This is a genomic window from Pseudomonas sp. 2995-3, assembly GCF_002742565.1.
Classification (GTDB): domain Bacteria; phylum Pseudomonadota; class Gammaproteobacteria; order Pseudomonadales; family Pseudomonadaceae; genus Aquipseudomonas; species Aquipseudomonas edaphica.
Window position 1 is genome coordinate 330,473 of the sequence record NZ_LJSB01000176.1, and the last position, 16,618, is coordinate 347,090.

Genomic DNA, 16,618 nt, shown 5'->3' on the forward strand with positions numbered 1-16,618 from the left:
CCTAACGGAGTGTTTATGGCAGTCAAGGTCCTGGTGGTGGACGATTCGGGTTTCTTCCGCCGCCGCGTCTCGGAAATTCTTTCCGCCGATCCAACCATCCAGGTGGTCGGCACGGCCACCAACGGCAAAGAGGCGATTGATCAAGCCATTGCGTTGAAACCGGACGTGATCACCATGGACTACGAGATGCCGATGATGGATGGCATCACCGCAGTCCGGCACATCATGCAGCGCTGCCCGACCCCGGTGTTGATGTTCTCCTCGCTGACCCACGAAGGCGCCCGGGTGACCCTGGATGCGTTGGACGCGGGTGCGGTGGACTTCCTGCCGAAGAATTTCGAAGACATCTCGCGCAACCCCGACAAGGTCAAGCAGATGCTGTGCGAGAAGGTGCACAGCATTTCGCGCAGTAATCGTCGCAGCCTGTTCAGTGCGCCTGCGCCTGCGCCCGCGCCAGTTGCCGCGCCGACGCCGAGCACCTCGACGTTTGCTCGCCCGGCCCCGGCACCGATAGCCCGGCCCGCAGTGGCGCCGGCGCGGGCCCCGGCACCGAGCGCGCATTCGCCTGCGCCCAAGCGCAAAGCCTACAAGCTGGTCGCCATTGGTACATCCACTGGCGGCCCGGTGGCCTTGCAACGCGTGTTGACTCAACTGCCGGCCAACTTCCCGGCGCCGATCGTGTTGATCCAGCACATGCCCGCCGCCTTCACCAAGGCCTTTGCCGAGCGCCTGGACAAGCTGTGCCGCATCAGCGTCAAGGAGGCCGAGGATGGTGACATCCTGCGTCCTGGCCTGGCACTGCTGGCACCGGGCGGCAAGCAGATGATGGTCGACGGCCGTGGCGCGATCAAAATCCTGCCGGGCGACGAGCGCTTGAACTACAAGCCGTGCGTGGATATCACCTTCGGCTCGGCGGCCAAGTCCTACGGCGACAAAGTTCTGGCGGTGGTACTCACCGGCATGGGCGCCGACGGCCGTGAAGGCGCACGCCTGCTCAAGCAGGGTGGCAGCGCGATCTGGGCGCAGGACGAAGCCAGCTGCGTGATTTATGGCATGCCCATGGCCATCGTCAAGGCGGACCTGGCTGACGCGGTTTATAGCCTGGACGACATAGGCAAACATCTGGTGGAGGCCTGCCTCTGATGGATGTCTTGAGCCTGATTGGCATCACCATGGCGTTTGTCGCGATTATCGGCGGCAACTACCTGGAAGGCGGCCACCTCGGCGCCTTGGCCAATGGCCCGGCGGCGCTGATCGTGATTGGCGGTACTGTGGGCGCGGCGCTGTTGCAGTCGCCGCTGAGTTCGTTCAAGCGCGCCATGCAGATTCTGGTGTGGATTATCTTCCCGCCGCGCGTGGACCTGCCCGGCGGCATCGACCGTGTGGTCAACTGGAGCCTCACCGCGCGCAAGGAAGGCCTGCTGGGCCTGGAAGGCGTGGCCGATGCCGAGCCCGACAGCTATGCGCGCAAAGGCCTGCAACTGCTGGTCGATGGCGCCGAACCCGAGGCGATTCGCAGCATCCTTGAGGTGGATTTCTACACCCAGGAAAGCCGCGACATCAACGCCGCCAAAGTCTTTGAAAGCATGGGCGGCTACGCGCCGACCATCGGCATCATCGGTGCCGTGATGGGCCTGATCCACGTGATGGGCAACCTGGCCGACCCGTCGCAGCTGGGTAGCGGCATTGCCGTGGCGTTTGTCGCCACCATTTACGGCGTGGCGAGTGCCAACCTGGTGTTGTTGCCGGTGGCCAGCAAACTCAAGTCGATCGCCATGCGTCAATCGCGTTACCGCGAAATGCTGCTGGAAGGCATCTTGTCGATTGCCGAGGGCGAGAACCCGCGCTCCATCGAATTGAAGCTCCAGGGCTTCATGGATTAATGCCCATGCACATCGACCTGTGGCCAGTGAGCGTTATGTGGCGAGCGAGCTTGTTGTGGCGAGTGAGCTTGCTCACGCTGGGCTGCGAAGCAGCCCCAAAACCATACACCGCAACCTGCCTGAACAAACGCATTGCCTGGAGTGGGTCCGCTTCGCGCCCCAGCGCGAGCAAGCTCGCTCGCCACAATGAAGCGGGCACCAGTGAAGCGCTCAATAGGGGTCAGGGAGGTATCTGCCTGTGAGCCGTCGTCGCCGCGAGCCTGAAGAGCACGTCAACCATGAACGCTGGCTGGTGTCCTACGCCGACTTCATCACCTTGCTGTTCGCGTTTTTTGTGGTGATGTACTCCATCTCGTCGATCAACGAGGGCAAGTACAAGATTATTTCCCAGGCGCTGGTGGGCGTATTCAACGACACCGACCGCTCGCTCAAGCCGATCCCGATTGGCGAGGAGCGGCCCAAGACCGTGACGCCGGCCAAGCCGCTGGTCAATGACAGTGACGAAACCGCCGCCGGCATCGGTGGCACCAGCGACCCGCTCAAAAGCATCGCCGATGACATCAGTGCCGCGTTTGGCGACTTGATCAAATCCAACCAGATGACCGTGCGCGGTAATGAGTTGTGGGTGGAGATCGAGCTTAATTCGAGCCTGCTGTTCGCCAGCGCCGATGCGTTGCCGAGCGATCAGGCGTTTACCATCATCGACAAGGTGGCGGCGATTCTCAAACCGTTTGAGAACCCGATCCACGTCGAAGGCTTTACCGATAATTTCCCGATCAGCACCGCGCAATACCCGACCAATTGGGAGCTGTCATCGGCACGGGCCTCAAGCATCGTGCGCATGCTCGCGATGCAGGGCGTGAACCCTGGGCGCCTGGCGTCGGTGGGTTACGGTGAGTTCCAACCGGTGGCCAATAACGCCACTGCCGAAGGCCGCGCGCGCAACCGCCGTGTGGTGCTGGTGGTGTCACGTAACCTGGATGTGCGCCGCAGCCTGACCGGCACCGGTACTGCCAACGCAACACCGGATGCAGCCTTGAAGCGGGCTGGCACACAAACTGCACCGCCAACCGTTAAGCCGCCGGTTCGTCAGAGCGCCGTCAATTCTCCGTCACCGGCTCAATAATGTTATGTAATGTCTCGGTCGCGCCTTAGCCTACCGGGAGGAACCAACTGAATGAGAGTCTGGGCAGTTGCCAATCAAAAGGGTGGAGTCGGCAAGACCACCACGTCCATCGCCTTGGCCGGCTTGCTGGCCGAGGCGGGCAAGCGTGTGGTCGTGGTCGACCTGGACCCGCACGGCTCGATGACCAGTTATTTCGGCTATGACCCGGATGCGCTGGAGCACAGCTGTTACGACCTGTTCCTGCACAAGGGCAGCGTACCGGCAGATTTGCCCGGGCAATTGCTGCTGCCCACCAGCAACGAGAGCATTTCGCTGTTGCCGTCGAGTACCGCGCTGGCGACCCTTGAGCGCCAGTCGCCGGGGCAGAGCGGCCTGGGCCTGGTGATCGCCAAGACCCTGGCGCAACTGTGGCAGGACTTCGACTACGCGATCATCGACAGCCCACCGTTGCTGGGCGTGCTGATGGTCAATGCCTTGGCGGCCAGCCAGCAGTTGGTGATCCCGGTACAGACCGAACACCTGGCGGTCAAAGGCCTGGAGCGTATGGTCAGCACCTTGGCGATGATCAACCGTTCGCGCAAACAGGCGCTGCCGTTCAGCATCGTGCCTACACTGTTCGACCGTCGTACCCAAGCGTCGCTGGGCACCTTGCGGGTGTTGCGCGATGCTTACCCGGAAACGATCTGGAACGGCTACATTCCGGTGGACACGCGCTTGCGTGACGCCAGCCGCGCCGGGCTCACGCCGTCGCAGTTCGACGGCAAGAGCCGTGGCGTACTGGCTTACCGTGCGTTGCTTAAACATCTGCTGTCCCAGCAACTTGTGGCGCAGGTGGCGTGATGAACCGTCCCGTTGAGCTTAAGACCCGGCCGCAACTGGCACTGGAATCCTACCTGGATGCCTTGTTGCAGGATGCGACGGCAGAAGAATTGCCCGAGCCGATTCTGGTCCTTGAACCGGCCGTAGTCGAACCCGAAAGCACCCTGGATGAATTTCAGTTAGCGGTGCTGGAAGAACAGGCTCGTGATGCCCACGTGGTGGTGCCGATTGTGCCTGCGCCCGTGGTGGTCACGCCCGTGGTGGTTGAACCGGTGGTCGATGTGCACCTGCCGCCGAGCATCACGCCGCCGCCGGTCACGGGTGACGGTCGCCCATCGTGGGCGGCCGAGCCGTTCGAGTGCCTGCTGTTCGACGTCGCCGGGTTGACCCTGGCGGTGCCGCTGGTGTGCCTGGGGTCGATCTACTCGCTGGAAGGCCAGGAGCTGACGCCGCTGTTCGGGCAACCGGAGTGGTTCCTCGGCATCCTACCCAGCCAGGCCGGCAACCTCAAGGTGCTGGATACGGCGCGCTGGGTGATGCCCGACCGCTACCGCGATGATTTTCGCCAGGGCTTGCAATACGTGATCTCGGTGCAGGGCTACGAGTGGGGGCTGGCGGTGCATCAAGTCAGCCGCTCGTTGCGCCTGGACCCGAATGAAATCAAGTGGCGCAGCCACCGGGGCCAGCGGCCTTGGCTGGCGGGCACCGTGATTGAACATATGTGCGCGTTGCTCGACGTCGCCGAACTGGCCGAGTTGATCGCCAGTGGGGCGGTCAAGACGATGCCACAGAACAAACGCAGTTGATTGAACAATAAGGGCCGTGCGGTTGCGCGGTCGAAGAAGCACACACTGAAGGGGTCAGGGGTATGAACAAGTCAGCATCCGCACAAGGTTTGGATGATCCGATCCTGCAATGGGTTACCTTCAAACTGGACAATGAAACCTACGGCATTAACGTGATGCGCGTGCAGGAAGTGCTGCGCTACACCGAAATCGCCCCGGTTCCAGGCGCGCCGAGCTACGTGTTGGGCATCATCAACCTGCGTGGCAACGTGGTGACGGTGATCGACACCCGCCAGCGTTTTGGCCTGATGCCTACTGAAGTCAACGACAACACGCGTATCGTGATCATCGAAGCCGACAAGCAAGTGGTCGGTATCATGGTCGACAGCGTGGCTGAAGTGGTTTACCTGCGCCAATCGGAAGTGGAAACCGCGCCGAACGTCGGTAACGAAGAGTCGGCCAAGTTCATCCAGGGCGTGTGCAACAAGAACAACGAGCTGTTGATTCTGGTTGAGTTGGACAAGATGATGAGCGAAGAAGAATGGTCGGAACTGGAGAGCATCTGATTGTTCCTTGATGCGGCGGTGATTGTCCTGGCCCTGTTGTGGGCCGGGACGTTGGCATTCCTGCTGCGCTATATGCGCCAGCAACGGGAACTGGCCGTGCAGCAGGCCGAGCGCGATGCTGTGCGTGACCGACGGATTCTGGATTTGGTCAAGCGTGTGGATCACTTCCAGCAGAGTGCGGTGAAGGTCGGGGATGAAGTGCATGAACTGCGCGCGATTCTTGGGCCGTTGCCGGATAAGTTGGCGCAGATTGAGCAGCGTGATCCTTCAAGCCTGTCGTTTGCCCAGGCGGCCAAATTGGTCGGCATGGGGGCGACGGTGGATGAGCTGACGCAGTCGTGTGGGTTGACCCAGGCTGAGGCGCAGTTGATGAGCAAGTTGCACAAGAGCTGATTGCGGCGATCCTCTGAGACACCGCGGTCGAAATGTGGGAGCTGGCTTGCCTGCGATGGCATCAACTCGGTGTACCTGATGTACCCAAGTGCCTGCATCGCAGGCAAGCCAGCTCCCACAGTTGACCGAGTATTGTTCTGTTGCTCTGGCCATTACATCCTTTTCGCTGGCAAAATCAGCGGTCTTTTGATCTGCGCTTGAGATCGAAAGCCGACCGGAGTGGTTGGATCAAAAGCGCATCAATGTGCTTTCGGGCTGCCGATACATTCCTTATAGCAAGGCTCCACACGCACATCCGGCCTGTCGTCGACGTAGAAGCCGTCGCGATTGGGCATTTTCAGATGAGTGAGGGTGGCAGCATCCACCGTGGCGTTCGCTTCCACTATCTCGTTTTTGTTCAGGATATAACCCACCACTGCGTACACCTGATCATTGCTCAATGACTGTGGTTGCTGAAAGGGCATGGTGCGCCTGACATAGTCGAACAGGGTAGTTGCGTAGGGCCAATAACTGCCGACGGTTTTTACCGGTTTGGGCGTGGGCAGCGAGCCGGCACCGCCGACCAAGGCCGGGCCTGTGCCGCCTTCGAGGTGCGCGCCGTGGCAGCCAAGGCAGCTGGTTTGATAGACCTTTTCGCCTTCCATGACCGTGCCTTGTCCGGCGGGCAGGCTCTTGCCATCGGGAGCGACGTCGATGTTCCAGCGGGCGATGTAGTGCTCTGTCACCGGCTGCCCCAAGCCGGATTGCGCAGCCGTCGATGCGCACGCAACCACGCCCATGCTCAGTAGCCCCAATGCCATGGCGGTAAGGTTATGCACGGCCATTGCTCACCTCCCCATTGGCGTTGATGCGCCAGGGCTGGATTGCATTGTTGTGGTAGAACGAGAAGTCCCCGCGCACGGCTTTCAGTTGTTCCAGGCTGGGTTGCACGTAGCCGGTCTCGTCGATGGCGCGGCTCATGATGAGCATTTCTTTGCCCAGCCATTGGAAGGGCGCGCGAAACACCGTCAGGCATTTGTTCAGCACCGGCTCCTGCAGCGTGGCCGCATACCAGTTGTTCCCGCCGTCGACGGACACGTCCACGCGGGTGATTTTGCCGTTGCCGCTCCAGGCGATCCCGCGTATTTCATGCGGGCCTTTGCGGGTGAGTATCTGGGTGCCGGACGGGGCCGTGATGAGTGACTTGCACTCCATCACGAAGGAGAACTTCCTGGCTCGCCCATCTGGCATCAAGTCGGTGTATTTGGCCGTTTCTTCACGGCTGTACGCCGGGGCATCGGTGACATGCAGGCGGCGCAGCCACTTGATGTGGGTATTGCCTTCATAACCCGGAACGATAAGACGCAGGGGGTAACCTTGCTCGGGGCGCAGCCTTTCGCCGTTTTGGCTGTAGGCGACCAACACGTCATCCAGGCATTTTTCGAGCGGCAGGCTGCGGGTCATGGCGGCGCCATCGGCGCCTTCAGCCACAACCCATTTCGCCCCTGGCTTAAGGCCAGCCGCGTGCAGCAAGGTTTTCAGCGGCACGCCGATCCACTCGGCACAGCTGACCAGGCCCGCGACTTCAGCGGCGGTTTTGCCCCAGGGCGGCAGGAATGAAGGGTTGCCCGAGCATTCGATGAAGTGGATGCGCGAGACGGCGGGAAACTGGCGTAGCTCATCGAGGGTGAACAGCAAGGCTGTGTCGGTCAGCCCATGAATCACCAGGAAGTGCCTGGCCGGATCAATCGCTGGCACGCCGGCGTGATGGCGTTCAAAAAACAGCCCGTTGGGCGTAATGATGCCGTCCAGTTCCTGCAGGGGCGAAGTACTGTAAGCCGACATGCGCTCGGTAAGCCCGGGGTAGAGATTGCGCACCGCATCCGTCTCAAAGCTGGACGGTTTACCGTAGGGCACACCGGTGGGACCGCCCAAGGTTTTTGTCCAGGCCGGCACTTCCAGTTGTTCATCGGCTGATCCGGGAGATTGTGCCGCGCGCGCCAACGGGCCAAAAGCAACCCCGAGCGCGGCGCTGCCAACCAGCAGGCTGGTTTTGCCGAGGAAGTCCCGGCGAGCCAGGGGCGCGGCGATTGCGGGTTTATCGTCTGTTGAGTCGTCTTTCATTCTGGCTCTCCTGAGCAAAAATTTTGGCGACTCGCCAGCGGTTAACGCTGCACCATTGGTTTTAATGTAGTCGGTTTTTAATCGCAGGCTTTGAAATTGATGTAACCCGGCGACGAATTAATTTTCAAGCGGATGGCTTTTTTCTTCTCCTCAAAGGTCCACATCCTTCAGGAACCCTTGAACCCAGGAGAATGCCCCCATGACCACCCCCAAAGCACTGTTGATCCTGCACGGCAAGCAAGCCCTCAATGAGGACGTGCGCGCTGCCGTGCAGGCCCGGCGCGAGCAGGGTTGGGAGCTGGCGGTACGGGTGACGTGGGAGGGCGGCGATGCCCAGCGCCTGGTCAATGAAGCCTTGGCCGACGGTTATACCCACTTGATCGCCGGTGGTGGCGACGGCACGTTGCGTGATGTAGCCGAGGCCATGGCCTTGGCCAAGACCGACGCCAGCCTGGTGTTGATGCCGCTGGGCACCGCCAACGACTTTGCCCGCGCCGCCGGTGTGCCGCTGGAGCCTGAACGCGCGCTGGCGCTGCTGGATGTGCCGCCCAGGGCCATCGACCTCGGTCAGGCCGGTGGGCAGATGTTCCTCAATATGGCCACCGGCGGCTTTGGCAGCCAGGTCACCGCCAATACCTCTGAAGACCTGAAAAAAGTGCTGGGCGGCGCGGCGTATCTGTTCACCGGGCTGTCGCGTTTCAGCGAGTTGAAGGCGGCGTATGGCGAGCTGGAAGGGCCGGGCTTTCACTGGAAGGGCGATTTGCTTGCACTGGGCATCGGCAACGGCCGCCAGGCGGGCGGTGGGCATGTGCTGTGCCCTGGCGCGCTGGCCGATGATGGCTTGCTTGATATCAGTATTTTGCCGGCGCCCCAGGAAGTGGTCGGCACGCTGATGACCCTGATGAGTGACGGCTGGGGCCTGGACAATATGTTTGTCCGCGCGCGCCTGCCATGGGTCGAGATCAAAGTGGCCGAAGGGCTGTATATCAACCTTGATGGCGAGCCATTGAAAGGCGATGACCTGCGTTTTTCCGCGCTGCCCAAGGCCCTGCGCGTGCACTTGCCGCTGGGCTCGCCGTTAGTCGTCCAGGCTGATGATCTGCTCGCGAACGGCGAATAACACCAGGCCCGCCACGTCGAAGATCTGCAGGCGTTTCATGATCTGCGAGCGATGCGCTTCCACTGTCTTGATACTCAAGCCCAGGCCATGGGCGATTTCCCGGGTGGACTTGCCGCGCACGATCAAACGCAGGATCTCCAGCTGGCGCGCCGTAAGGTTATGGTTGTCGGCGGCGGAGGAGACAGGCCCCTGGCTGCGGATCAGCGCCTGGTTGATCACCGTGTGGGCAATCGCAGGGCTCAGGTAGCGCTCGTTGTTACGCAAGGCCAGCAGGGCATGTTCCAGCTCGCTGGCGGTGGTGTCCTTGAGCAGGTAGCCATGGGCGCCGGACTCCAGCGCGCGCATGATCAGCTCCGGGTCGGTGTGCATCGACAGGATCAGCACCTTGCTTTTGGGGTAGGCCGCCTTGAGTTGCTGAAGGGCGTCGAGGCCGCCGGTGTATTTCATCGACAGGTCGAGCAGCACGATATCTGGCTGCAGCGCGCTGAATGTCTCCAGCAATTGCGCGCCATCGCTGGCCTCGCCGATCACGCTGTAGCCTTGGATATCCTGGATCAGCGCGCGTACGCCGGCCCGGATCAGTGCGTGGTCATCCACCAGGAGTAAGTTGCAAGTCACTCGAGAACCTTAGGGGAATTGGCCCGTTCGAGGGCGCGGGGCGCCCAGGGAAAAAGCGCGTCGATGCGTGTGCCTTTGCCTGGCTGGCTGCTGACAGACAATGCACCGCCCAGTTGGTCGATGCGCTCGGTCATGCCGGCCATGCCTCGTTGGCCTTCAAGGCCTGGGTTGGTCGCCGGTGAAAAGCCCAGGCCGTCATCGCAGATCATCAGCGACAGGCCTTCGGGCAGGCGTTGCAGGCGCACCAGCAAATTCTGCGCCTGGGCATGGCGCAACATATTGGTCACCGCTTCCTGGGTGATGCGAAAGGCGGCCACGGCCATTTCTTCCGGGATGCCGGTCAGGCGCTGCTGGCATTCCAGGCTCCAGTGCACCGAGGTGTTTTCCAGGGTCTTGAGCAAGTGCGCGCGCAGGCTCGCCTCAAGGCCCAGGCTGGCCAGCTGGCGGGGGTTGAGGATGGCGGACACGTCGCGCACTTTGGCCAGGGTTTCGTTCAAGGTATTGCATAACACCGTGCATTGGCTTTGCAGGTCGTCGGGCAGGCGACGCTTGAGCCATTCGCTTTGCAGTTTGGCGGCGGTCAGCAGTTGGCCGATATCGTCATGCAGTTCGCGGCTGAGGCGGTGGCGTTCGTTTTCCTGGACCTGTAGCAGGCGGTCGGCCAGTTCCTGCGGCTGGAATTTTATCGACTTGCGCGAGCGCCACTGCTGCAGCCCCACCACCACCAGGGTGGCCAGGTTGAGCAGCACTATCAACAAAGGCAGGGGAGCTGAGCGTGTGTAGGCCCACAGACTGACCAACAGCGAGCAAAGGCACAGGGCGAGGGCCAGGCGGCGAGCATTGCTGCGGGACACGGACCTTGCGATGAGTGACTTTAGGCTGGCGTACATAGCGGATGGAGCCAATGAAGGTTCGCTGCGGGAAGACCGGTCACTGCGGCTGACAGGGCTCTGTGTGGAATACGGTGCTGGAACGTTTTTTTATACATGATGAAGTTGAGTCACTTCGAACGGGGCATAGTACCACCACTATTACCGTCGGTCGCCTGGCGCCTTACCCGGTGCCGCCTAATCTGCGCCAAACGCCGAGGAACCTGACTCCGTAGTTCAAAGAGCCAGCGGTTTACTCAGCATAGTTATATTAATTTGGTTTGTTTGTATCGATATTGCGTTGATGGCTAATTGATATATATCGCCCACGCATCATTGTCGACCGTTTAATGTACGGTCGTTTTTAGATAACTCGACGATCAAATACGACCTGTCAGTACTCAGGACGCGTGATGTACGCGCTGTTGTGGTTTATGCGTGAAGTCTTTCTGCGGGATCTGCAAAGTGACGGTCGCGATCAGTGTGGTTTGTTCGCTGTCGTCCAGCGTCAGTTCGCCGGTGCGGATGTCGATCAGCTCCAGTTGCCAGGCCAGCAGCGTCAGGCAGTCATGCAGGGCACTCAGCGCCTGGTCGTGCAGCTCCATGGGGCTTGCGGCGTTGGCGATCAGGTATTGGATATGTCGGGAAAACTCGCTGATCGCCTGCAGGGCCAGGCCTTCGGCTTTTTCCGCCAGCTTGGCCAGGCTGGTTTTCATGCAGTCGATGGCATCGCTGTCGTTGCGAATCAGATGTAAATGGTGCAGGCACTCTTCTGACTTGGCCAAAAGCTTTTCGGCTTCCAGCAGAAACTCGGGAAGTGCAGTCTGCCATTCGTTTGCGCTATTCATCATGCAAGTCTCCGCAACATAAGGTCGGGTGATGAGATGTCGCACCGGGTGAATGGCGTAAAACTACCGCTGAAATATGACTGAGATCTGTAGCCTGCTTCTGAAATTTCAGTAGGACCGTTACTTGAATGATCAGAGTAGCCGTGGAAGGCCCTGGTCATTCGGGTCATTTGCACAACTTTGGTTGCCGCCACGTATAAGTCTGGAAGACCCGTGGGCCGAGGGCTTGGGATGGCAAACAAAAGCCTGACTCCATTCATGCAATGAGAATGGCGTCACATTAATGGCTATTAGATATCGCGAATATCAGGTCGGGCCTGATTGTGCATAGGGGAATCCCTTACACAGCGGAACCCTACGTCGATTTGAATGTCGCGCAAGGTCGCTGTACTGCCGTCTGGAGAGCGGATTGCAGTAAACCATGATGTCAGTGTGACATCAATGTATTTACATGGCATTTTACCGGGGTCAAGGTCTGGCGCTTGCCGCCGATAACCACCCTTAAGTGAGCTGCACAATCCCACATCAGGAGCTTTTAATGGCCGGCATTCTCGACACGGTAGATCAACGCACGCAACTGGTGGGTGAGAATCGCCTGGAGATCCTCATGTTTCGCCTGGCCGGGCGGCAATTGTTTGCGATCAACGTGTTCAAGGTTCAGGAAGTCCTGCAACTGCCCAAGTTGACCCTGATGCCCCAGCGTCACCCGTTTGTATGCGGCGTGGTCAACCTGCGTGGCCAGACCCTGCCGGTCATCGACCTGTCACAGGCCATCGGCATGCGCCCGCTGGTGCCGGGGCCGAACAGCACGATTATCGTCACCGAGTACAACCGTTCGGTGCAGGCCTTCCTGGTGGGCGGTGTGGACCGTATCGTCAACATGAACTGGGAAGCCATCCTGCCGCCACCGGCCAGCGCCGGGCGCCAGCATTACCTCACGGCCATCAGCAAGGTCGATGACCAGTTGGTGGAAATCATCGACGTGGAAAAAGTCCTCGCCGAAATCGTGCCGTACAACGCCAAAGTCTCGCGGGAAAAACTTGAAGACCCGGTGCTGGAACGTGCCCGTGGCCGCGAAGTGCTGCTGGTGGACGATTCCAACGTGGCCCTCTCGCAACTGCGCGACACCCTGGGGCAACTCGGCGTGAAGATGCACATTGCCAGCGACGGCCTCAAGGCGCTGAACATGCTCAAGGCCTGGGCCGACAGCGGCCAGGTCATGACCGACAAATTGCTGATGATCTTCACCGACGCCGAAATGCCCGAGATGGACGGCTACCGCCTGACCACCGAAATCCGCAACGACCCGCGCCTGCGTGGCCTTTATGTGGTGCTGCACACCTCGCTGTCGGGCAGCTTCAACGACTCAATGGTCAAGAAGGTCGGTTGCGACAACTTCCTGTCCAAATTCCAGCCCGACAAGCTGGTGGATGTGGTGCGCCAACGCTTGATGTTGGACGAAGTGCCCGCCTGAGCAGGCGGCCTATTGTGGCAGGCAGTCTTGTGATGGCAGGCAGGCTTGTTGTGGCGAGCAGGCTCGCCACAGTAAGCTTACCGGTCACAAGAGCTCCAGCGACCTTTGATTCTGGAAGTCCCGTCCTATAGGGTGGCGCTTTGTCCCCCTCAGGAATGCAGGCCCATGCTTCGTCTCAGCGCGCTGTACCGTTACCCCTTGAAGTCTGGCAAGGCCGAAGCCTTGCAGCACATCGGCCTGGATAAACTCGGGCTGGATGGGGATCGACGCTGGATGCTGGTGGACGAAGCCAGTGGCCGATTCCTGACCCAGCGGGCGGTGGCGAAGATGAGCCAGTTGTCGGCGTTGTGGAACAGCGCCGGTGGCCTGACCCTGAATTCGCCTGGCTTTGCCACGCTGGACGTGGCGCTGCCGGGCAGCGATGCCGAGTTGCGCGGTGTAACTATTTGGCGCGACACCTTGCGTGTGCCGGATGCCGGCGATGCGGCGGCAGCCTGGGTCAGCGAATTTATCGGCAAGCCCACGCGGCTGGTGCAGGTGCCGCTGGCACGTGCACGTACTACCGAGGCCGGTTATGGCAAGGACGACGATCAGGTCGGTTTTGCCGATGGTTTCCCCTTGCTGCTGATCGGCCAGGCCTCGTTGGACGACTTGTCCCAGCGCATCGGCCGGCCGATGGAAATGCTGCGTTTCCGTCCCAATCTAGTGATTGAAGGCAGCGAGGCCTTCGCCGAAGACGGTTGGAAACGCGTGCGTATCGGCGACGTGGAGTTTCGCGTGGTCAAGTCGTGCTCGCGCTGCATCCTCACCACCATCGACCCGGCCAGCGGCGAGCGCAGCGCCGACCGTGAGCCGCTGGCGACACTCAAGACCTACCGTGAGCAGGGCGGTGACGTGATGTTCGGCCAGAACCTGGTCAACGATGGCAGCGGTGAATTAGCCGTCGGAATGCCCGTGACGATCCTGGAATAAAAAATGCCCGTCTCCTGCGAGACGGGCATTTTTTTGCGCTGTAACCCTTAGCCGCGGTATTCGCACAGGTAAGCGGTGTCTACGGCAACCTTCAGTTGGAACTTGCTGTTGGCCGGCACGTTGAACTGGCTGCCGGCCGCGAAGGTTTCCCAGGCGTTGGCGTCTGGCAGCTTGACGGACAGGGCGCCGGACACCACGTGCATGATTTCACGCTGGGCGGTGCCGAATTCGTATTCACCCGGTGCCATCACGCCGATGGTCGCAGGGCCCTCTGCGGTGCCGAAAGCGATCGACTTGACGGTGCCGTCGAAGTACTCGTTGACTTTGAACATGGGTGAATCCTCGGAAAAGGGTCTGGAAAGGTCGGCCAGTATGCCCAAGGCCGGGGGTGCTGCCTAGACCGGCAAAATCAACGGCAGCAGGCGTGCGGTGTTGCGCGCGTCTTCGAGTGCCCGATGTTGCTGGCCATGGAACTGCATCCCCGCCAATTGCAGCGCACCGTTGAGCCCCAAGGGCTTGTCCAGCCGCCGGGCCTTGGCGAAACGCTGCTTGAGGTTCACATGCGCGGTCTGGGCGAGCGCGCTGGTCAGGCCATGGCGTTGCCATTCAAGTTCAAGCTGCGCGCGGTCGTAGTCGCCCCAACTGGCCCAGCCTTCCAGGCGCGCTTGATGTTGGCCCAGCCAACGCTCAAACAAGGGCCACACCTCGGTGATCGGCGCCGCCGCGTCGATGTTGGCCTGGGTGATATGCGTGAGTTGGCGACAGAACGGCGTCAGCAAGGGGCGACGCAGCGGCCGCACAAAGCGCTGGAAGTGATCCAGTTCGCGGCCCTGGCGGTTCACGAGGCTGGCGCCGATCTCGATGACTTCCATCTCCGTCACGGGCCAGCCGCCTTCATCCGTTGTGGCTTCAAGGTCAATAATCAGCCAATGGGGCATCGTGCAGGTTCCCGTACTCGTCCTTTCCTGATGGGGATAGAGCGTAGCTGGGCCGTGTAGTTCCGCCTAGGGTGTTATTCGATCTCCAGCAAAACCTGGCGATTGCGCACTTGATCACCTGCGACGACCTGCACACCCTTGATCACACCGTCGATGCCGGCCGTCAGCGGATGTTCCATTTTCATGGCTTCGAGCACCAGCAGCAGTTGGCCTTTGCTGACGCTTTCACCGGTGCTCACGCGGATATCGACAATCGCGCCGTCCATCGGTGCCTTGACGATGCCGGTGCTGGCGTCGGCCTGGCGGCTGGCGACGTGTTGGGTGCGGTTGATGATCTTCACGCCCGGCAGCCAGAGCTGAGTGTCGTCCAGATGGTAGGGCAGGCGACGGCGAATGCCGTCGATCACCAGTGTGGCCCAGCGGCCGTCGGTGGTCAGGTCATGGATCTCGATGCCGTTGGCTTGCAGATGGTTGCCGTCCAATACGTTGACGTCGAGGTCCTGCACCTCGTCGTTCACCGCCAGGCGATAGCGCCAGGCGGCCTTGTTGCGCCATCCCGACAAGCCTTGGCGGTGGGTGTTGGCGCTGTGTTGGTAAAACAGTGCGGCGGCCAGCGCGACCTGCTCCTTTGTCGCGGCGTGACGTGGGATGTCATTGAAGTGTTTGGCGATAAACCCGGTACTGAACTCGCCTGCGATAAAGTCCGCTTGCCCGAGCAGGTCCACCAGCAAACCCTGGTTGGTGGTGACGCCCAGTAACACGGTGTCTTGCACTGCGCGCAGCAATTTGCGCCGGGCCTCTTCGCGGGTGGCGCCGTGGGCGATGATTTTGCCCAGCATGGCGTCATAGAACGGGCTGATGCGCTGGCCCTCGAGCACGCCGTGGTCGATGCGTACCTGGGCAGCCGGCTCCCAGCGCAGCACATCGCCGGTTTGCGGCAAAAAGCCCTGGGCCGGGTCTTCGGCGTACAGGCGCACTTCCATGGCGTGGCCGGTCAGGGTCACGTCGGCCTGTTGCAAGGGCAGCGGTTCGCCAGCGGCGATGTTCAGTTGCAACTCAACCAAGTCCAACCCCGTGATCAGTTCGGTGACCGGGTGCTCCACTTGCAGGCGGGTGTTCATCTCCAGGAAGTAGAAGTGGCCGTTGCGGTCGAGCAAAAATTCGACGGTGCCGGCGCCGACGTAATTGACCGCACGCCCAGCCTTCAGCGCAGCTTCGCCCATGGCCTGGCGCAGCGCAGGTGTCATCACCGGGCAGGGCGCTTCTTCGATGACTTTCTGGTGGCGGCGCTGGATCGAGCAGTCGCGTTCGCCCAGGTAAATGAGGTTGTTGTGGTTGTCGCCGAACAGTTGGATTTCAACGTGGCGCGGGTCGATCAAAGCTTGTTCGAGGATCAGTTCGTCGCTGCCAAACGCGTTGAGGGCTTCGGAGCGTGCGGTGCGCAGTTGATCGAGCAGTTGGCTGCCGTCGTGGACCAGGCGCATGCCACGCCCGCCACCGCCGGCACTGGCTTTGATCATCAGCGGGTAGCCGATACGGTTGGCTTCTTGCTGCAAGGTCGCGTCATCCTGGGCATTGCCTTGGTAACCGGCGATGCACGGCACACCCGCGTCGAGCATGGCGAGTTTGGACTGGCGTTTGCTGCCCATCAGCTCGATGGCGGCAACGCTGGGGCCGATGAAGGTGAGGCCGGCGTCCAGGCAGGCTTGGGCGAAGGCGGCGTTTTCGGAGAGGAAGCCGTAGCCGGGGTGGATGGCGTCGGCGCCTGTGCGTCTGGCGGCGTCGAGGATGGCCGGGATGTTGAGGTACGACTGGTTAACCGGCGCGGGGCCGATGTGGACGGCTTCGTCGGCCATTTGCACGTGCAGGGCCTGGGCGTCGGCGTCGCTGAAGACGGCGACGGTGCGATAGCCCAGGGCTTGGGCGGTGCGCTGTATGCGGCAGGCGATTTCGCCGCGGTTGGCGATCAGGATTTTGGTGAATGCAGGCATGGGTTTATCCCTTGGCACATTGGGTGAATGTTCGGCCCCTATCGCAGCGATGCGGCGACCCGACAAGCCAGCTCCCACAGTTTGAAATGCATTCCCCTTGTGGGAGCTGGCTT

At 61.0% G+C, this 16,618-nt stretch carries 18 protein-coding genes; 10 read left to right on the forward strand and 8 right to left on the reverse strand.

The features are described from left to right. The first annotated feature begins 15 nt into the window (after positions 1-15). The 7 genes from AOA62_RS13555 (at position 16) to AOA62_RS13590 (ending at position 5,572) form a co-directional block, all read left to right on the forward strand. On the forward strand, positions 16-1,143 hold the full coding sequence (locus AOA62_RS13555) for a chemotaxis response regulator protein-glutamate methylesterase (protein WP_099548889.1): 1,128 nt from the start codon (positions 16-18) through the stop codon (positions 1,141-1,143). Continuing rightward, on the forward strand, positions 1,143-1,883 hold the full coding sequence (locus AOA62_RS13560) for a flagellar motor protein (RefSeq protein WP_005790033.1): 741 nt from the start codon (positions 1,143-1,145) through the stop codon (positions 1,881-1,883). The genes AOA62_RS13555 and AOA62_RS13560 overlap by 1 nt, the downstream gene beginning before the upstream one ends. A 238-nt stretch (positions 1,884-2,121) precedes the next feature. Then, entirely contained in the window at positions 2,122-3,009 is an 888-nt protein-coding gene (gene motD, locus AOA62_RS13570) for a flagellar motor protein MotD (RefSeq protein WP_017134960.1), read from the forward strand. Between the two features lie 51 nt (positions 3,010-3,060). Continuing rightward, positions 3,061-3,849, forward strand: a complete 789-nt coding sequence (locus AOA62_RS13575; RefSeq protein ID WP_017134961.1) for a ParA family protein — start codon at positions 3,061-3,063, stop codon at positions 3,847-3,849. After that, complete coding sequence (locus AOA62_RS13580) at positions 3,849-4,634, forward strand: CheW domain-containing protein (RefSeq protein ID WP_099548890.1); 786 nt, start codon at positions 3,849-3,851, stop codon at positions 4,632-4,634. The genes AOA62_RS13575 and AOA62_RS13580 overlap by 1 nt, the downstream gene beginning before the upstream one ends. A gap of 62 nt (positions 4,635-4,696) precedes the next feature. Continuing rightward, positions 4,697-5,179, forward strand: coding sequence for a chemotaxis protein CheW (locus AOA62_RS13585; protein ID WP_017134963.1), 483 nt, complete (start codon positions 4,697-4,699; stop codon positions 5,177-5,179). Next, positions 5,180-5,572, forward strand: a complete 393-nt coding sequence (locus tag AOA62_RS13590) for a DUF2802 domain-containing protein (RefSeq protein ID WP_017134964.1) — start codon at positions 5,180-5,182, stop codon at positions 5,570-5,572. A 239-nt stretch (positions 5,573-5,811) separates the two neighbouring features. Here AOA62_RS13590 and AOA62_RS13600 read toward each other — a convergent pair whose 3' ends face one another. Both AOA62_RS13600 and soxC read right to left on the reverse strand, forming a co-directional pair. Further along, positions 5,812-6,396 carry a c-type cytochrome gene (locus tag AOA62_RS13600; RefSeq protein WP_099548891.1) on the reverse strand — a complete coding sequence of 195 codons (585 nt, stop codon included), beginning with the start codon at positions 6,394-6,396 and terminating at the stop codon, positions 5,812-5,814. Continuing rightward, positions 6,383-7,675, reverse strand: coding sequence for a sulfite dehydrogenase (gene soxC, locus AOA62_RS13605; protein ID WP_099548892.1), 1,293 nt, complete (start codon positions 7,673-7,675; stop codon positions 6,383-6,385). Before soxC ends, AOA62_RS13600 begins: the two co-directional genes overlap by 14 nt. A gap of 199 nt (positions 7,676-7,874) precedes the next feature. Here soxC and yegS point away from each other — a divergent pair, with 199 nt between their 5' ends. Then, complete coding sequence (gene yegS, locus AOA62_RS13610; RefSeq protein ID WP_056861072.1) at positions 7,875-8,795, forward strand: lipid kinase YegS; 921 nt, start codon at positions 7,875-7,877, stop codon at positions 8,793-8,795. Here the strand turns inward: yegS and AOA62_RS13615 are convergent. The 3 genes from AOA62_RS13615 to AOA62_RS13625 form a co-directional block, all read right to left on the reverse strand. Further along, a complete protein-coding gene (locus tag AOA62_RS13615; protein ID WP_099548893.1) occupies positions 8,754-9,413 on the reverse strand; it encodes a response regulator transcription factor in 660 nt (219 codons plus the stop codon). The two genes, yegS and AOA62_RS13615, sit on opposite strands and share 42 nt — an antisense overlap. Further along, positions 9,410-10,303: a sensor histidine kinase gene (locus tag AOA62_RS13620; protein WP_026013517.1), complete on the reverse strand. Its 894-nt coding sequence runs from the start codon at positions 10,301-10,303 to the stop codon at positions 9,410-9,412. The genes AOA62_RS13615 and AOA62_RS13620 overlap by 4 nt, the downstream gene beginning before the upstream one ends. A 380-nt stretch (positions 10,304-10,683) precedes the next feature. After that, positions 10,684-11,133 (reverse strand): hypothetical protein, encoded by a 450-nt coding sequence (locus AOA62_RS13625; RefSeq protein ID WP_169984806.1) that lies wholly within the window; start codon positions 11,131-11,133, stop codon positions 10,684-10,686. A gap of 535 nt (positions 11,134-11,668) precedes the next feature. Here AOA62_RS13625 and AOA62_RS13630 point away from each other — a divergent pair. Together AOA62_RS13630 and AOA62_RS13635 are read left to right on the forward strand one after the other, a co-directional pair. Then, positions 11,669-12,604, forward strand: a complete 936-nt coding sequence (locus AOA62_RS13630) for a chemotaxis protein CheV (protein ID WP_017134971.1) — start codon at positions 11,669-11,671, stop codon at positions 12,602-12,604. A 165-nt stretch (positions 12,605-12,769) separates the two neighbouring features. Then, entirely contained in the window at positions 12,770-13,576 is an 807-nt protein-coding gene (locus AOA62_RS13635; RefSeq protein ID WP_099548894.1) for an MOSC domain-containing protein, read from the forward strand. Positions 13,577-13,623: 47 nt separating this feature from the next. On the opposite strand, the gene AOA62_RS13640 is transcribed toward AOA62_RS13635, so the two are convergent. The 3 genes from AOA62_RS13640 to AOA62_RS13650 all read right to left on the reverse strand — a co-directional run bounded on the left by AOA62_RS13640 (position 13,624) and on the right by AOA62_RS13650 (position 16,505). Then, the gene (locus tag AOA62_RS13640) at positions 13,624-13,908 is read right to left on the reverse strand and encodes a pyrimidine/purine nucleoside phosphorylase (RefSeq protein ID WP_010566373.1); all 285 of its coding nucleotides are present in this window, start codon (positions 13,906-13,908) and stop codon (positions 13,624-13,626) included. A gap of 63 nt (positions 13,909-13,971) precedes the next feature. Next, positions 13,972-14,514 (reverse strand): exonuclease domain-containing protein, encoded by a 543-nt coding sequence (locus AOA62_RS13645; protein ID WP_017134973.1) that lies wholly within the window; start codon positions 14,512-14,514, stop codon positions 13,972-13,974. 74 nt (positions 14,515-14,588) lie between these two features. Continuing rightward, a complete protein-coding gene (locus AOA62_RS13650; protein ID WP_099548895.1) occupies positions 14,589-16,505 on the reverse strand; it encodes an acetyl/propionyl/methylcrotonyl-CoA carboxylase subunit alpha in 1,917 nt (638 codons plus the stop codon). Positions 16,506-16,618: the final 113 nt, after the last annotated feature.